General features: G+C 66.1%; 14 protein-coding genes. 8 read left to right on the plus strand and 6 right to left on the minus strand.

The annotated features are described in order from the left end of the window. Positions 1-363 precede the first annotated feature (363 nt). The 7 genes from pstS (at position 364) to HMPREF2924_RS04565 (ending at position 9,197) form a co-directional block, all read left to right on the plus strand. Positions 364-1,335, plus strand: coding sequence for a phosphate ABC transporter substrate-binding protein PstS (pstS, locus tag HMPREF2924_RS04535; RefSeq protein ID WP_003096673.1), 972 nt, complete (start codon positions 364-366; stop codon positions 1,333-1,335). Positions 1,336-1,757: 422 nt separating this feature from the next. Continuing rightward, complete coding sequence (locus tag HMPREF2924_RS04540; RefSeq protein ID WP_003123734.1) at positions 1,758-3,791, plus strand: ABC transporter permease subunit; 2,034 nt, start codon at positions 1,758-1,760, stop codon at positions 3,789-3,791. 19 nt (positions 3,792-3,810) lie between these two features. Next, positions 3,811-5,487 (plus strand): phosphate ABC transporter permease PstA, encoded by a 1,677-nt coding sequence (gene pstA, locus HMPREF2924_RS04545; protein ID WP_003096667.1) that lies wholly within the window; start codon positions 3,811-3,813, stop codon positions 5,485-5,487. Positions 5,488-5,502: 15 nt separating this feature from the next. Then, positions 5,503-6,336: a phosphate ABC transporter ATP-binding protein PstB gene (gene pstB, locus HMPREF2924_RS04550; protein ID WP_003096663.1), complete on the plus strand. Its 834-nt coding sequence runs from the start codon at positions 5,503-5,505 to the stop codon at positions 6,334-6,336. Positions 6,337-6,431: 95 nt separating this feature from the next. Next, positions 6,432-7,160, plus strand: coding sequence for a phosphate signaling complex protein PhoU (phoU, locus tag HMPREF2924_RS04555; protein WP_003096661.1), 729 nt, complete (start codon positions 6,432-6,434; stop codon positions 7,158-7,160). 118 nt (positions 7,161-7,278) lie between these two features. Further along, positions 7,279-8,181, plus strand: coding sequence for a response regulator (locus HMPREF2924_RS04560; protein WP_003096657.1), 903 nt, complete (start codon positions 7,279-7,281; stop codon positions 8,179-8,181). Between the two features lie 116 nt (positions 8,182-8,297). Further along, positions 8,298-9,197: a peptidoglycan DD-metalloendopeptidase family protein gene (locus HMPREF2924_RS04565; RefSeq protein WP_003096656.1), complete on the plus strand. Its 900-nt coding sequence runs from the start codon at positions 8,298-8,300 to the stop codon at positions 9,195-9,197. 34 nt (positions 9,198-9,231) lie between these two features. Here the strand turns inward: HMPREF2924_RS04565 and HMPREF2924_RS04570 are convergent, their stop codons facing one another. The 3 genes from HMPREF2924_RS04570 to phoB all read right to left on the minus strand — a co-directional run bounded on the left by HMPREF2924_RS04570 (position 9,232) and on the right by phoB (position 12,768). Beyond that, positions 9,232-10,572, minus strand: coding sequence for a hemolysin family protein (locus HMPREF2924_RS04570; RefSeq protein WP_003096655.1), 1,341 nt, complete (start codon positions 10,570-10,572; stop codon positions 9,232-9,234). Between the two features lie 102 nt (positions 10,573-10,674). Further along, entirely contained in the window at positions 10,675-12,006 is a 1,332-nt protein-coding gene (phoR, locus tag HMPREF2924_RS04575) for a phosphate regulon sensor histidine kinase PhoR (RefSeq protein ID WP_003136283.1), read from the minus strand. Positions 12,007-12,078: 72 nt separating this feature from the next. Beyond that, positions 12,079-12,768 carry a phosphate regulon transcriptional regulator PhoB gene (gene phoB / locus HMPREF2924_RS04580; RefSeq protein WP_003096653.1) on the minus strand — a complete coding sequence of 230 codons (690 nt, stop codon included), beginning with the start codon at positions 12,766-12,768 and terminating at the stop codon, positions 12,079-12,081. 176 nt (positions 12,769-12,944) lie between these two features. Between phoB and HMPREF2924_RS04585 the strand changes: the two genes are divergently transcribed. Next, positions 12,945-13,328, plus strand: a complete 384-nt coding sequence (locus tag HMPREF2924_RS04585) for a COG4315 family predicted lipoprotein (RefSeq protein WP_003096652.1) — start codon at positions 12,945-12,947, stop codon at positions 13,326-13,328. Between the two features lie 23 nt (positions 13,329-13,351). Here HMPREF2924_RS04585 and ubiA read toward each other — a convergent pair whose 3' ends face one another. The 3 genes from ubiA to glcC form a co-directional block, all read right to left on the minus strand. Beyond that, positions 13,352-14,242, minus strand: a complete 891-nt coding sequence (gene ubiA, locus HMPREF2924_RS04590; RefSeq protein WP_003096650.1) for a 4-hydroxybenzoate octaprenyltransferase — start codon at positions 14,240-14,242, stop codon at positions 13,352-13,354. Between the two features lie 26 nt (positions 14,243-14,268). Then, positions 14,269-14,805 (minus strand): chorismate lyase, encoded by a 537-nt coding sequence (locus HMPREF2924_RS04595; RefSeq protein ID WP_003136282.1) that lies wholly within the window; start codon positions 14,803-14,805, stop codon positions 14,269-14,271. A gap of 79 nt (positions 14,806-14,884) precedes the next feature. Further along, complete coding sequence (gene glcC, locus HMPREF2924_RS04600; protein ID WP_003096643.1) at positions 14,885-15,640, minus strand: transcriptional regulator GlcC; 756 nt, start codon at positions 15,638-15,640, stop codon at positions 14,885-14,887. Positions 15,641-15,799: the final 159 nt, after the last annotated feature.

The raw sequence follows: 15,799 nt of genomic DNA on the forward strand, positions 1-15,799 counted from the left end.
TGCTTTTGCGCGCGGAAAAAGGCGTGCTTCCTCGCTTCTTTTCTCGACTGCGAATGCCGGCGGCGACTGTCACAATTGCCCTGGAAACTACCCATCCTGCATGAAACGGATGGACGGCTACCTCCCCCAGGCGGATCGAAAACGCGCTCCAGAGGGCCTCCCGGGCCCCTCCGTGAAAGGCTGGAGCCCTTGTGTTTCCAGGCTTTTAGGGGTGTGGCAGGGCTTCTCCCAAGGCTTGCGGAAAAATGTCGGAAGGCTGATGGCATTTCATCCAACTGTCACATTCCTTTCATAGAGTCTTCATGCGGCCTGACGATACTGGCCCCCGTTCCATCCAACCCCATCCTGTCCAAGGAGCAAGGCATGAAACTCAAGCGTTTGATGGCGGCCCTGACGTTCGTCGCCGCAGGCGTAGGCGCCGCTTCCGCGGTAGCCGCGATCGACCCGGCGCTGCCGGAATATCAGAAAGCCAGCGGTGTGTCGGGCAACCTGTCGAGCGTCGGCTCCGACACTCTGGCCAACCTGATGACCATGTGGGCCGAGGAGTACAAGCGCCTCTATCCGAACGTGAACATCCAGATCCAGGCTGCCGGCTCTTCTACCGCGCCGCCGGCCCTGACCGAAGGCACCGCCAACCTGGGCCCGATGAGCCGCAAGATGAAGGACGTCGAGCTGCAGGCTTTCGAGCAGAAGTACGGCTATAAGCCGACCGCCGTCCCGGTCGCTGTCGACGCCCTGGCGATCTTCGTGCACAAGGACAACCCGATCAAAGGCCTGACCATGCAGCAGGTCGATGCGATCTTCTCCGCTACCCGCCTGTGCGGCAGCAAGCAGGACGTGAAGACCTGGGGCGACCTGGGCCTGACCGGTGACTGGGCGAAGAAGCCGGTGCAACTGTTCGGCCGCAACTCGGTTTCCGGCACCTACGGCTACTTCAAGGAAGAAGCCCTGTGCAAAGGCGACTTCCGTCCGAACGTCAACGAGCAGCCGGGTTCGGCTTCCGTGGTGCAGTCGGTCAGCCAGTCGCTGAACGGCATCGGCTACTCCGGTATCGGCTACAAGACCGCCAGCGTGAAGACCGTGGCCCTGGCCAAGAAGGAAGGCGCTGCCTTCGTCGAGGACAACGAGCAGAACGCCCTGAACGGCACCTACCCGCTGTCGCGCTTCCTCTACGTCTACGTGAACAAGGCGCCGAACAAGCCGCTGGATCCGCTGGAGGCTCAGTTCCTCAAGCTGGTTCTGTCCAAGACCGGCCAGCAGGTCGTGGTCAAGGACGGCTACATCCCGCTGCCGGCCAAGGTGGCCGAGAAGGCGATCAAGGAACTGGGCCTGTAATCCAGTGACTTGAGCGGATGGCCCAGCGATGGGCCGTCCAGGCATGAAGGCTCTGCCGGCGGGCGCTAGGACCCGCCGGCCTTTCCCGCCAGCGAGGCTCTGCTGGCGGGCTTTGTTGCGTCATGTTGCTGTCATCTGTCTGTCATACAGAGCCTTTAGGGTGTCACCCCATGAACGACATGGCCAACTCCCCGATGAACTCCTCCCTTGCTCCCGAGCGGATTGACTTCAATACGCCAGCCCTGCAACGCAAGCGCCGCATCCGTGCCCTCAAGGACCGCCTGACCCGCTGGTACGTGCTGGTCGGCGGCCTGGCCGTGCTGGCGGCGATCACCCTGATCTTCTTCTACCTGGCATACGTCGTGCTCCCGCTGTTCCGCGGCGCCGACCTGGAGACCCGCGAAGCGCTGACTCCGGCCTGGATGCAGCAGGCGCAGGTGCCCCTGCTGCTCAGCATCGAGGAGCAGAACCAGGTGGCCATGCGCGTTGGCGGCCAGGGCGAGATCCTCTTCTTCAACGCCAAGACCGGTGTCGAACTGAAGCGTGTCGCTCTGCCGCTTCCGGCGGGCAGCGAGATCCGCTCGATCGCCCAGGACCAGCCGGGCAGCCCGACGGTCGCCCTGGGCCTGTCCAACGGACAGGTGCTGGTGTTCCAGCACACCTACAAGGTCACCTACCCGGACAACAAGAAGACCATCACCCCGGAGATCGCCTTCCCCTACGGCGAGACCCCGATCGGTCTCGATCCGCAGGGCCGCCCGCTGGAGCATGTGAGCATCAATGCCGGCGACGACAGCCTGCTGCTGGCTGGCTCCGTCGACAAGCAACTGCTGCTGTTGAGCATGACTCGCGAAGAGAACATGCTGACCGGCGAAAGCACGCTGGACGAGGAGCGCATCGAACTCCCGCAGATCGCCGAACCGGTGAAAGCCATCTACCTCGACCCGCGCAAGCAGTGGCTGTACGTGATCAACGGACGTGCCACCGCCGATGTGTTCGACCTGCACAGCCGCCAGTTGAACGGTCGCTACAAGCTGCTGGAAGACCCCAACGCCGAGGTCACCGCGAGCACCCAGCTGCTGGGCGGCATCTCGCTGCTGGTGGGCGATTCCAAGGGTGGCATCGCCCAGTGGTTCATGGCTCGCGATACCGACGGCGAACCGCGCCTGTCGCACGTTCGCGACTTCAACCTGGATGGCGCGCCGATCAGCGCCATCGCTCCGGAACAACGGCGCAAGGGCTTCATCGCCCTGGACGAGAAGGGCAACCTCGGCGTCTTCCACAGCACGGCGCACCGTACCCTGCTGGTCCAGCCGGTCGCCGACTCTTCCGGGGTCATCACCCTGTCGCCGCGGGCCAACCGCCTGCTGCTGGAGCAGGGTGGCAAGATCCACCGCTTCGCCCTGAGCAACCCGCACCCGGAAATCTCCTGGAGCGCGCTCTGGGGCAAGGTCTGGTACGAGAGCTACGACAAGCCGGCCTACGTCTGGCAGTCCACCGCCGCGACCACCGACTTCGAACCGAAGCTGAGCCTCTCGCCGCTGACCTTCGGCACGCTCAAGGCCGCCTTCTACGCGATGATCCTGGCAGCTCCGCTGGCCATCGCGGCCGCCGTCTACACCGCCTATTTCATGGCTCCGGCGATGCGCCGCAAGGTCAAGCCGGTGATCGAGCTGATGGAGGCGCTGCCGACGGTGATCCTCGGCTTCTTCGCCGGCCTGTTCCTGGCGCCCTACGTCGAAGGCCACCTGCCGGGGGTGTTCAGCCTGCTGTTGCTGACGCCGCTGGGCATCCTTCTCGCCGGCCTGCTCTGGAGCCGCCTGCCCGAGCGTATCCGCCTGAGCCTGCCGGCCGGCTGGGAAGCCGCGCTGCTGATCCCGGTGGTGCTCGCCGTCGGCGCCTTCGCCCTGTGGCTGAGCCCGCACCTGGAGACCACCTTCTTCGGCGGCGACATGCGCCTCTGGCTGAGCCACGACCTGGGCATCACCTACGACCAGCGCAATGCCCTGATCGTCGGGCTGGCAATGGGCTTCGCGGTGATCCCGAATATCTTCTCGATCGCCGAGGACGCCATCTTCAGCGTGCCGCGCAGCCTTACCTACGGCTCCCTGGCCCTGGGCGCCACGCCCTGGCAGACGCTGACCCGCGTGGTGATCCTGACCGCCAGCCCAGGCATCTTCTCGGCGCTGATGATCGGCATGGGCCGCGCCGTCGGCGAGACCATGATCGTGCTGATGGCGACCGGCAATACCCCGGTGATGGAACTGAACATCTTCGAAGGCATGCGCACCCTGGCGGCCAACGTCGCGGTGGAGATGCCCGAGTCGGAGGTCGGCGGCAGCCACTACCGCGTGCTGTTCCTCTCGGCGCTGGTACTGCTGACGTTCACCTTCGTGATGAACACCCTGGCAGAGCTGATCCGTCAGCGTCTGCGCAAGAAATACGCGTCGTTGTAAGCGGCGGAGGTATAGCTCTGTGAAACAGAAACAGGAAACCGTCAAAGCCTGGTTCGGCAGCGGCTCGCCCTGGGTGTGGATGAACGCCGGCGCGGTGTCGATCGCGGTGATCATGACCATCGGCCTGCTGGCGGTGATCGCGGTACGCGGCCTCGGCCACTTCTGGCCGGCGAACGTCATCGAGGCGACTTACCAGATCCCTGGCGAAGCCGCCAAGACCGTGATCGGCGAGGTGGTCCAGGCCGAGGAAGTGCCGCGCGCGCGCCTGCGCAGCGCCGGCATGCCGGTCCCGGAGGCCGGCCCCGAATTCATGACCCGCGAGCTGCTCAAGCTGGGCAACCGCGAGCTTTACGGCAGCGATTTCTCCTGGGTCGTCGGCGAGTGGCTGCAGGACATCAAGCGTCCCGAAGCGCTGATGGTTCTCGAACGCCGCGAGTGGGGCAACTTCTACGGCTACCTGCTGAGCGTCAAGGAGAACGGCCAGGTGGTCGCCGAAGGCGACGCCGCGGTAGGCGAACTGCAGAAGCGCATGCAGCGGGTGGATGACCTCTACGCCAAGCTCTACAAGCTGGAGAAGGGCGACATCGGCGGGATCAACCACGGTCTCGAGCGCCTGCGCCTGAAAGAGCGCAAGTTGCAGTTGGACGGCAAGCTGGACGCCGCCGCCCAGGCCGACCTGGCCGCCGAGCGCAGCGAGTTGCAGGCGCGCTACAAGGTCCTGGAAGAGCAGCTCAACGGCCTGCACCAGGAGTTCAACCGCGACAGCGTGGTAATGCGCGACGCCAGCGGCCGCGAGAGCGAAATCACCCTTGGCAAGCTGGTGCATGCCTACCAGCCCAACGCCATGGGCCTGGGCACCAAGATGACGGTGTACTTCAAGAAGCTCTGGGAGTTCCTCAGCGACGATCCGCGCGAGGCCAATACCGAGGGCGGTATCTTCCCGGCGATCTTCGGCACCGTGATGATGACCCTGGTGATGGCGCTGATCGTCACCCCGTTCGGCGTGATCGCTGCGGTCTACCTGCGCGAGTACGCCAAGCAGGGGCCGCTGACCCGGGTGATCCGCATCGCCGTGAACAACCTCGCCGGCGTACCGGCGATCGTCTACGGCGTGTTCGGCCTGGGCTTCTTCGTCTACGTGCTGGGCGGTTCCATCGACCGGCTGTTCTTCCCCGAGGCCCTGCCGGCGCCGACCTTCGGTACCCCCGGACTGTTCTGGGCCTCGCTGACCCTGGCGATCCTCGCCGTGCCGGTGGTGATCGTCGCCACCGAGGAAGGCCTGGCGCGGATTCCGCGCGCGGTCCGCGAAGGCTCCCTGGCGCTCGGCGCGACCAAGGCGGAAACGCTGTGGAAGATCGTCCTGCCGATGGCCAGCCCGGCGATGATGACCGGCCTGATCCTCGCCGTGGCTCGTGCCGCCGGCGAAGTGGCGCCGCTGATGCTGGTCGGCGTGGTGAAACTGGCACCGTCGCTGCCGGTCGACGGTAACTATCCGTACGTGCATCTCGACCAGAAGATCATGCACCTCGGTTTCCATATCTACGACGTCGGTTTCCAGAGCCCCAACGTCGAGGCCGCACGGCCGCTGGTATACGCTACGGCGTTGCTGCTGGTCGTGGTGATCGCCCTGCTGAACTTCTCCGCCATCGCGATCCGCAATCGCCTGCGCGAGAAGTACAAGGCCCTGGAAAACTGATTGAGGGAGCTTCCCATGCAAAACGAGACCGCCAGCCACGGCATCAACTTCGATGCGCTCGGCCGCGACCGCCAGAGCCTCGACCTGGCTTCCGAAAGTGTCGAACTGGAAGTGCCCGGGCTGAACCTGTTCTACGGCGCCAAGCAGGCCCTGTTCGACGTCCGGATGAACATTCCGAAGCAGCGCGTGACCGCCTTCATCGGCCCGTCCGGCTGCGGCAAGTCGACCCTGCTGCGCTGCTTCAACCGGATGAACGACCTGGTGGACGGCTGCCGCGTCGAAGGCGAGATCCGCCTCGATGGCCACAACATCTTCGCCAAGGGCGTCGACGTCGCCGAGCTGCGCCGTCGCGTCGGCATGGTGTTCCAGAAGCCCAACCCGTTCCCCAAGAGCATCTACGAGAACGTGGTCTACGGCCTGCGTATCCAGGGCATCAACAAGAAGCGCGTACTTGACGAGGCCGTCGAGTGGGCGCTGAAGGGGGCTGCGCTGTGGGAGGAGGTGAAGGATCGCCTGCACGAGTCCGCCCTCGGCCTGTCCGGTGGCCAGCAGCAGCGCCTTGTGATCGCCCGGACCATCGCGGTGGAACCGGAAGTGCTGCTGCTCGACGAGCCGTGCTCGGCGCTGGACCCGATCTCCACGCTGAAGATCGAAGAGCTGATCTACGAGTTGAAGTCGAAGTTCACCATCGTCATCGTTACCCACAACATGCAGCAGGCCGCGCGGGTTTCCGACTATACGGCGTTCATGTACATGGGCAAGCTGATCGAGTTCGGCGACACCGATACGCTGTTCACCAACCCGGCGAAGAAGCAGACCGAAGACTACATCACCGGCCGCTACGGCTAGCGGCGCGTCCGGAGGCGCGGCGATACCGCTGCCTCCGGCGCTCTCCGTAGCTCGTTGATGTCACCGGTCGCAGCGGCTTCAGAAGGATTCCCCACATGATCAACAAAGACAGTCTCACCCATCACATCTCCCAGCAGTTCAACGCCGAGCTGGAGGATGTGCGCAGCCACCTCCTGGCCATGGGCGGGCTGGTGGAAAAGCAGGTCAACGACGCGGTCAACGCGCTGATCGACGCCGACTCCGGCCTCGCCCAGCAGGTCCGCGAGATCGACGACCAGATCAACCAGATGGAGCGCAACATCGACGAGGAGTGCGTGCGTATCCTCGCCCGGCGTCAGCCGGCGGCCTCCGACCTGCGCCTGATCATCAGCATCTCGAAGTCGGTGATCGACCTCGAGCGGATCGGCGACGAGGCCTCCAAGGTCGCCCGCCGCGCCATCCAGCTGTGCGAGGAAGGCGAGTCGCCGCGCGGCTACGTCGAGGTTCGGCACATCGGCAGCCAGGTACAGAAGATGGTGCAGGAGGCACTGGACGCCTTCGCCCGCTTCGATGCCGACCTGGCGCTGTCCGTGGCGCAGTACGACAAGACCGTCGATCGCGAATACAAGACCGCCCTGCGCGAGCTGGTCACCTACATGATGGAAGACCCGCGGGCGATATCCCGCGTGCTCAACATCATCTGGGCCCTGCGCTCGCTGGAGCGCATCGGCGACCATGCGCGCAACATCGCCGAGCTGGTGATCTACCTGGTTCGCGGCACCGACGTTCGTCACATCGGTCTGACCCGCATGAAGGAAGAGGTCGAGAACAACCGCGGCGAGTGATCTTCCGCAGGCAAGGCTCCCTTGACCTGGAGCCTTGTTTCTTCGCGCGACTGCAGCAAGGCTTGGCATCCTGCCAGCAGGGGAGGCTATCCTAGGCGAACCTGTCCAGGAGAAGTCGATGAGCAAAGTCAGCGCGCTAGTGGTGGATGACGCCCCCTTCATCCGAGATCTGATGAAGAAAGGGTTGCGCGACAACTTCCCCGGCCTTCATATCGAGGAGGCCGTGAACGGCCGCAAGGCCCAGCAACTGCTCAGTCGGCAGAACGTCGACCTGATCCTCTGCGACTGGGAGATGCCGGAGATGTCCGGCCTCGAACTGCTGACCTGGTGCCGTGCCCAGGAAAACCTCAAGACTACCCCGTTCATCATGGTCACCAGTCGCGGCGACAAGGAGAACGTGGTCCAGGCGATCCAGGCCGGGGTGTCGGACTACATCGGCAAGCCATTCTCCAATGACCAGCTGGTGGCCAAGATCAAGAAGGCCCTGAGCCGCAGCGGCAAGCTGGAAGCCCTGGCGGCCCACGCGCCGCGCCGGGAGATCGCCAGCGGCATGGCCAACGATTCGCTGGCCGCCCTGACCGGCGGTCGCGCCGAGGTGATCAAGCCCGCCGCCAGTCCGGCAAAACCGGCTCCCGCGCCGAAGCCGGCTTCGGCTCCCCAGGCCAGCGCGCGTCCCGCCGGCAGCGGCAACCCGCTGGGCCAGGCGCAATTGCGCCTGCCGCAGAGCAGCATGCCCTGCGTGATCAAGGCGGTCAGTCTGAAGGAAGCGCAACTGGTGGTGAAGCGCGCCGACCCGTTGCCGCAGGTGCTGGAAAGCGCGGTGCTGGACCTCGAGGAAAACAGCGACGTGGCGCGCCTGAACGGCTACCTGCACGCCATCGCCGCGCTGGAGCCGAAGCCGGATAGCGATTGGCTGCTGCTGACCCTGCGTTTCGTCGACCGCGACCCGCAGAAGCTCGACTACCTGTCGCGCCTGATCGCCCGCGGAAGTACCCAGAAGCACTACGTTCCCGGCGCCTGAGCGGGTTTTTTCCCGACGATCCGTTCACAGCCCGCTCGCTGTCGTCTCGCCCTGGCAATAAAGCGCTGCTAGTCTTGCCGATTCGGGATAACCAGAACGACACGATCCGTGCAGTCATGCTAGGGCGCCTTCTCCTTCTCTGTGGCCTGTTCGCCGCGGCAGCTCCGGCTGCGGCCCTGACCATCTACAAGTACACCGACGCCAATGGCGTGGTGACCTACTCCGACCGCGCCGTGGCCGGGGCGCAGGTGTTCGTCTTCCGCGACCGGATGGTCGAGCACCTGGAACGGGAAGTGAAGCTGGAGACGAAGAAGCACGCGGGTGGCGAGACCCTGCAGGTGCGCAACGACCTCTACGCGCCGGTCGAGGTCGAGTTGCGGATCCGCAACCCGCGCAATGCCGTTGGGGTGCCCGACGGGCCGATTCGCTGGGTGGTCCCGGCGCGCAGCCAGGTGCGCCTGGCGACCCTGGCGCCGCGCAAGGCCGGCAAGCCGATGAGCTACACGCCGAAGCTGCGCTATGCGCTCGGCGACCCGCGCCAGCAGCCGCTGCTCTATCGCTATCCGCTGCCCTGGCGCGGCGGGCCGTTCCGCCTGTCCCAGGGCGCCAATGGCAAGTACAGCCACTTCACCCCCAAGGGCCGCTACGCGATGGACATCGCCATGCCCGAGGGCACGCCGATCATCGCCGCCCGCGGCGGCACCGTGGTGAAGATCGAGAACAACCAGAGCGGGCGCGGCAACAATCCCTCGGGCAACTTCGTCCGCATCCTGCACGACGACGGCACCATGGGCGTCTACCTGCACCTGATGCGCCATTCGGTGCTGGTCGCCGAGGGCCAGCGGGTCCAGGTCGGCACGCCGCTGGCGCGCTCCGGCAACACCGGCAACAGCAGCGGGCCGCACCTGCACTTCGTGATCCAGCGCAACGTCGGCCTGGCGCTGGAGTCGATTCCCTACGACTTCGCCCAGCCGGTCGACAGCCTGCCGAACTTCGCTATCGTCCGCGAGCCTTGAAAAGTCACCGGCGCCGTGGCGGCGCCGGCTCGTCTCAGTCGAGCTTGACCACCTTGGCCAGGACGATCTTCGGACCGCGCATCTTCTTCACGATGATCCGCAGGCCCTCGGTGTCGAGGACTTCCTCTTCCTCCGGCACCCGCTTCAGGGTGTCGTAGACCAGCCCGGCGAGAGTGTCCGCCTCGACATGATCGAGGTCGATGCCGAGCAGGCGCTCGAGCTTGAACAGCGGTGTGTCGCCGCGCACCAGCAGCTTGCCCGGCTGGTAGGCGAGGATGCCGCGCTCGGTCTTGCGGTGTTCGTCCTGGATGTCGCCGACCAGCACTTCCAGCACGTCCTCCATGGTCAGGAAGCCGACCACCTTGTGATCGGCCTCTTCCACCACGGCGAAGTGCGCGCCGCCCTTGCGGAACTGCTCCAGCAGGCGCGACAGCGGGGTGTGCTTGGTGACGATCTCCAGCGGGCGCACCAGTTCGTCGAGGTCGAAGGTCTCCGGCAGGCTGTCCAGGGCGGACAGTGCCAGCAGCAGGTCCTTGATGTGCAGCAGGCCGATGAACTCGCCCTTGTGGCTGTCCCAGACCGGGTAGCGGCTGTACTTGTGGCGGCGGATCACCGCGAGGATGTCCGCCAGCGGCGCATCGTGCTCGAGGTAGACCAGGTCTTCGCGGGAGTTGGCCCAGTCGACCACCTCCAGCTCGCCCAGCTCCACCGCCGAGGCCAGCACGCGCATGCCCTGGTCGCTGGGGTCCTGGGCGCGGCTGGAGTGGAGGATCAGCTTCAGTTCGTCGCGGCTGTAGTGATGCTCGTGGTGCGGGCCGGGCTCGCCCTGGCCGGCGATCTTGAGGATGGCGTTGGCGCTGGCGTTGAGCAGCCAGATCGCCGGGTACATCAGCCAGTAGAAGAGGTACAGCGGCACCGCCGTCCACAGCGACAGCAGTTCCGGCTTGCGGATCGCCCAGGACTTGGGCGCCAGCTCGCCGACCACGATGTGCAGGTAGGAAATGATGAAGAACGCGGTGAAGAAGGAGATCCCGCGGATCAGTTCGTCGGAATGCACGCCGATCATCGCCAGCAGCGGTTCCAGGAGTTCGGCGAAGGCCGGCTCGCCGACCCAGCCCAGGCCCAGGGAGGCCAGGGTGATGCCCAGCTGGCAGGCGGACAGGTAGGCGTCCAGCTGGTTGTGTACCTTGCGCAGGATGGCGCCGCGCCAGCCGTGCTGCTTGGCGATGGTTTCCACGCGGGTGGCGCGGAGCTTGACCATGGCGAACTCGGCGGCGACGAAGAAGCCGTTGAGCAGGACGAGGAAAAGCGCAAAGAGGATCAGGCCGGCATCGGCGAAATAGGTGGCGATGCTGGTACTAGGAGAAGGGTCCATGGGGGTGTGCGGTAGCCAAAAGGCCCTTAAGAATGAGGGGCTGTGTCGTCGCTTGCAAGCCTTGGCCGTGCCGACGCCGGCGGCGCGGCACCGCGACGAGGCTCACTTCGACGCCTTGCGCTCGGCCTCGGCGACCTGCGCCGGGGCGAAATGGCAGGTGAAGGTGCTGCCCTTGCCGGGCACGCTGCTGATTTCCAGGCGCGCGCGGTGGCGGATCAGCACGTGCTTGACGATGGCCAGGCCGAGGCCGGTGCCGCCGGTGTTGGAGGCGCGGCTGGAGTCCACCCGGTAGAAGCGCTCGGTCAGGCGCGGCAGGTGCTTGGGATCGACGCCGATACCGGTGTCCTGCACCGACAGGTGCGCGCCCTGTTCGTCGGCCCACCAGCGGATGCGGATCTCGCCCTCGTCGGGGGTGTACTTCACCGCGTTGAATACCAGGTTGGAGAAGGCGCTGCGCAGTTCCGCCTCGCTGCCCTTGAGCTGCACCGCGGGTGTGGCGTCCAGGCTGATGCGGTGGTTGCGCCCGGCGGACAGGGCCTGGGCGTCGTTGCGGATGCTGGCGAGGAGAGCGTCCACCGCCACCGGCTTGTTGTCGCCGGGGTATTCGGTGGCCTCCAGCTTGGCCAGCAGGAGCAGGTCGTTGAGCAGGTTCTGCATGCGTCCGGCCTGCTGCTGCATCTGTTGCAGGGCGCGCAGCCAGCGCGGGTTCACATCCTCGACGTTGTCGAGGAGGGTCTCCAGGTAGCCGGCGATCACCGTCAGCGGCGTGCGCAGCTCGTGGGAGACGTTGGCCACGAAGTCCTTGCGCATCTGCTCCAGCTGGTGGACGCGGGTGACGTCGCGGACCAGCATCAGGTGCTCGCGGTTGCCGTAGAGGGTGATGTGGAACTGCAGGCGCAGGCGCTCGTTGATCGGCGAGGGGATTTCCAGCGGCTCGCGGTAATCCTCCTGGTCGAAGTATTCCTTGAAGCGCGGATGGCGGATCAGGTTGCTCACCGGCTGGCCACCGTCCTGCGGGGTCTTCAGGCCGAGCAGGTTTTCCGCGGCGAGGTTCCACCATTCCAGATTGCCGTCGCTGTCGAGCATGATCACCGCGTCACGCAGCGCCGCGGTGGACTCCTGGATCCGGTCGATCACCGCCTGCAGGCGGCCACGGGCGCGCTGGTTGCGGCGTTGCAGGTGGTAGATATTGTCGAAGACTTCGCCCCAGAGGCCGTAGCTGTCCGGCGGTGGCTCGTCTGGCTGGTGGTTGCGCAGCCACTGGTGCAGGCGCAGTAGCTGCCAGAGGGTCCAGCCGAGGTAGAGAGCCAGGCCGAGGGCCAGGGCCCAGCCGTAATGGCCGCTGACCACGCCGAGCACGAGGCTGGCGGCCAGCACGAGAAGCAGGTGGCGGATCAGCGCTCCACGCCAGTCTTGGTTCACGACGGATTGCATCCTGTCCAGTGGCGGTCCGTCACGGACCGTCCAGGGGAAACGACTCCGGCCGCCGGGCGGCCGGGCGCGGGGTCAGCTCTTGGTGGAGAAACGATAGCCGGTCCCGCGGACAGTCTGAACCAGATTTTCGTAGACCTCGCCGAGCGCCTTGCGCAGGCGGCGGATATGCACGTCGACGGTGCGCTCCTCGACATAGACGTTGCCGCCCCAGACCTGGTCCAGCAGTTGGCCGCGGGTATAGGCGCGTTCCTGGTGAGTCATGAAGAACTGCAGCAGGCGGTACTCGGTGGGGCCCATCTCGGCCGGCTTGCCGTCGATGGTCACGCGGTGGCTGATCGGGTCCAGCAGCAGGCCGCCAACCTCGATCGGCGCCTCGCTGTCGCCAGGCCCGGTGCGGCGCAGTACGGCCTTCAGGCGGGCGACCAGCTCGCGGGGCGAGAACGGCTTGGTGATGTAGTCGTCGGCGCCGACCTCCAGGCCCTGGATCTTGTTGTCCTCCTCGCCCTTGGCGGTGAGCATGATGATCGGGATGTCGACGGTCAGTTCGTCACGCTTCAGGCGTCGCGCCAGTTCGATGCCGGAAGTGCCGGGGAGCATCCAGTCGAGCAGGATCAGGTCCGGCTTGCGGTCGACGATCACCGCGTGCGCCTGCTGGGTATTTTCCGCCTCCAGGCACTCGTAGCCGGCCATCTCCAGGGCCACGGCGATCATCTCGCGAATCGGTGCTTCGTCATCAACGATGAGGATTGTCTTGCCAACCATGGTCTTGCCTCGGGTCGATCTGTCTTGCGCCGCATTAGATAACGAAATTGTGTCAGGTATGTGACACAACGGCGTAGTTTCCGCCGACTGCCCGCGGCGGGGCTATGCTCAACAGGTTCCGGTGCCGTCCCTGCGGGCGGCGAACGCTCCACCTGAAGACACAGGAGAGAGACGCGATGAACAGAATCCACCTGGCGCTGGGTCTGGCGCTGGCCCTGCCGGCGTTCGCCGCGCTGGCCCAGGAAACGGTGGCGCCGGCCACCGAGAAGGACGGCGTGCTGGTCGATGGCAAGGGCATGACGCTCTATACCTACGACAAGGACAGCGAAGGGCAATCCGCCTGTTCCGGGCAGTGCGCGAAGAACTGGCCGCCGCTGGCAGCGGCCCAGGGAGCGCAGGCCAGCGGCGACTGGAGCCTGGTCGCTCGCGAGGACGGCACCCAGCAGTGGGCCTACTACGGCAAGCCCCTTTATACCTTCATCCAGGACAAGAAGCCTGGCGACAAGAACGGTGACGGCAAGATGGGCGCCTGGCACGTCGCCCAGCCGGACATGGACTAGACGGTCGCCGGCCTGCGCGCCGCTCAACGCAGCGCGTAGTCGGCGACCGTGCCGAGGAAGATCGCCAGGCCAGCCCAGTGGTTGTGCAGGAAGGCGCGGAAGCAGGCCTGCGGGTCGCGGTCGCGGGTCGACCAGGCTTCCCAGACGAAGCAGGCCGCCGCCACCGCCAGGCCGAGGTAGAAGCACAGGCCCAGTTCGAAGCGGTTGCCGGCCAGCGCCAGCAGGAGCAAGGTCAGGCCCTGCAGGCTGCCGATGATCAGGCGGTCGGCATCGCCGAAGAGGATTGCGGTGGACTTGATGCCGATCTTCAGGTCGTCCTCGCGGTCGGTCATCGCGTAGTAGGAGTCATAGGCGACCGTCCACAGCACGTTGGCCAGGAACAGCAGCCAGGCGCTGGCCGGCAGTTCACCGCGCTCGGCGGTGAAGGCCATCAGGATGCCCCAGGAATAGGCGGCGCCCAGCACCACCTGCGGATAGTAGGTGTAGCGCTTCATGAAGGGGTAGAGCGAGGCCACGGCTACCGCGCCGAACGACAGCCAGACGGTCGTTGCGTTGGTCAGCAGGACCAGGCCGAAGCTCAGCGCGACCAGGACGGCGAAGGTGATCCAGGCCTCGCGCACGCTGATCTTGCCGGTGGCCAGCGGGCGCGCCTTGGTGCGTGCGACATGGCCGTCGAAATTGCGGTCGGCGAAATCGTTGATCACGCAGCCGGCGGCGCGCATCAGGATGACGCCGAGGACGAAGATCAGCAGGTTCTTCAGCTCCGGCACGCCGTCCGCGGCGATCCACAGCGACCAGAGGGTCGGCCAGAGCAGCAGGTAGATGCCGATCGGCCGGTCCAGCCGCACCAGTTGGACGAAGTCCCAGGCGCGGGGGTGCAGGCGGGCCAGCGGCTTGATCAGGGTGACGAACATGGGGACCTCCGGAGTCGACCGGGGGATTATACGTCGGCGATTCCCGCCTGGTCCCACAGGCGCGGTAGGAACACCTCCGCCACCAGCACCCCGAGCGCGCCGCGGGAAAACCGTGAGCGACGGCCCCAGAGACCCTCGGCGCGGACCTCGGCGGGCAGACCGGCCGCCGGATAGCGGCAGACTTCGATGGGCCCGCGCTCGAAGGCGCTGTCGCTGAACAGCAACTCGCCCAGCGAGCGGGTGCCGAGCAGCGCCAGGTCGAAGCCCGAGCCTTCCAGGGCGCTGCGCGCCGCCACGCTGCGGGCGAACACCCAGGGACGGTCGTGGCCATGCAGGTAGACCTCGCGGACCCAGCCGCTACTGCCGGGAGGGACGTCGAGCCCCTGGCATTCGTCGTCGCGCAGGGTCTGCCAGCCTTCCAGCAGGGGTTCGACGCGGAACGCGCCGTCGGCCAGGGCGGTCAGGCGCCGGGTCAGCGACCCTTCGTCGAACAGCCAGTCGAGGACGGCGGGGGAGACGCTGGACAGTTGGTCGGCGCGAAGCCAGAGCGCATTGCTGGGCATGACGGGACTACGAGACGGCGGCAGAAGGCGGCGAGGGTAGCACGTTCGGTCGGCGGCCGGTCTGCGACGCGGTGGCGCGTCACCCCCAGCCGTTCAGGCGCAGGGTGGCGCGGACCAGGCGCTGTTCTTCCTGCTCGATCTCCCGCAGGTTGTCGCGGATGCTGTGGATATGTTCGCGCGCCGCCCGTTGCGCCTGGTCCGGCTGGCGCTCGCGGAGGGCCGCGTAGAGGCGCGCGTGCTGGCGGTCGATCTGGCGTTTCTGCGGCGGCCGGTGATAGAGGTTGTTCACCGAGGCGAACACCGTGCTCAGCAGCAGTTCGTTGAGCGATTGCAGGGTATGCACCAGCACCGGATTGTGCGATGCCTCGCTGATCGCCCGGTGGAACGCGTGGTCGCGGCGGGCGTGCTCGCGGGGATCGATCGGCTGGGTTTCCTCGTGGCTGGCGAGCATCTCTTCGTAGCGCCGGGCGAGCAGGACGAAGTCTGCCTCGGTGCCGCGTAGCGCTGCCAGGCGGGCCGCCTCGCCCTCCAGCAGGGCGCGGACTTCGAGCAGGTCGTAGAGGGTGCGCGGCTGGGAGCCGAACAGGTGCATCAGCGGGCTGGCGTCGGCGTTGCGGTCGAGATCGGCGACGAACGACCCACGGCCATGCTCGGTATCGATGATGCCGCGCCCGCGCAGCGCCCGCAGGCCCTCGCGCAGGGCCGAGCGCGAGCAGCCGAGCTTGGCCACCAGGCGCCGCTCGGACGGCAGTGCCTGGCCGACCTTGAGCACGCCGTCGACGATCAGCCGCTCGATACGCTCTGCGACCTGGTCGGCCACCCGCTGTTTCTGCATGGAAGCTCCCGTTGCACTGGTAGGACCAGTTGGCTGTCGTTACTCACTATAGAAGCTCAGGGACTTTCTAGCATGCGCCTCATGCCCATGGCTCCTGGTGATACTGGTAGGACCAGTTAGACGCCTGCTGGACCCCGGCGTCCGCGCGGTACAGGCTGT

The sequence above is a fragment of the Pseudomonas sp. HMSC063H08 genome, from assembly GCF_001813645.1.
Lineage (GTDB): Bacteria > Pseudomonadota > Gammaproteobacteria > Pseudomonadales > Pseudomonadaceae > Pseudomonas > Pseudomonas aeruginosa.

Coding starts and splice junctions, on each gene's coding strand:
- pstS (WP_003096673.1), top strand. CDS start 364: ATGAAACTCAAGCGTTTGATGGCGGCCCTGACGTTCGTCGCCGCAGGC.
- HMPREF2924_RS04540 (WP_003123734.1), top strand. CDS start 1,758: ATGCAGCAGGCGCAGGTGCCCCTGCTGCTCAGCATCGAGGAGCAGAAC.
- pstB (WP_003096663.1), top strand. CDS start 5,503: ATGCAAAACGAGACCGCCAGCCACGGCATCAACTTCGATGCGCTCGGC.
- phoU (WP_003096661.1), top strand. CDS start 6,432: ATGATCAACAAAGACAGTCTCACCCATCACATCTCCCAGCAGTTCAAC.
- HMPREF2924_RS04560 (WP_003096657.1), top strand. CDS start 7,279: ATGAGCAAAGTCAGCGCGCTAGTGGTGGATGACGCCCCCTTCATCCGA.
- HMPREF2924_RS04565 (WP_003096656.1), top strand. CDS start 8,298: ATGCTAGGGCGCCTTCTCCTTCTCTGTGGCCTGTTCGCCGCGGCAGCT.
- HMPREF2924_RS04570 (WP_003096655.1), bottom strand. CDS start 10,572: ATGGACCCTTCTCCTAGTACCAGCATCGCCACCTATTTCGCCGATGCC.
- phoR (WP_003136283.1), bottom strand. CDS start 12,006: ATGCAATCCGTCGTGAACCAAGACTGGCGTGGAGCGCTGATCCGCCAC.
- phoB (WP_003096653.1), bottom strand. CDS start 12,768: ATGGTTGGCAAGACAATCCTCATCGTTGATGACGAAGCACCGATTCGC.
- HMPREF2924_RS04585 (WP_003096652.1), top strand. CDS start 12,945: ATGAACAGAATCCACCTGGCGCTGGGTCTGGCGCTGGCCCTGCCGGCG.
- ubiA (WP_003096650.1), bottom strand. CDS start 14,242: ATGTTCGTCACCCTGATCAAGCCGCTGGCCCGCCTGCACCCCCGCGCC.
- HMPREF2924_RS04595 (WP_003136282.1), bottom strand. CDS start 14,805: ATGCCCAGCAATGCGCTCTGGCTTCGCGCCGACCAACTGTCCAGCGTC.
- glcC (WP_003096643.1), bottom strand. CDS start 15,640: ATGCAGAAACAGCGGGTGGCCGACCAGGTCGCAGAGCGTATCGAGCGG.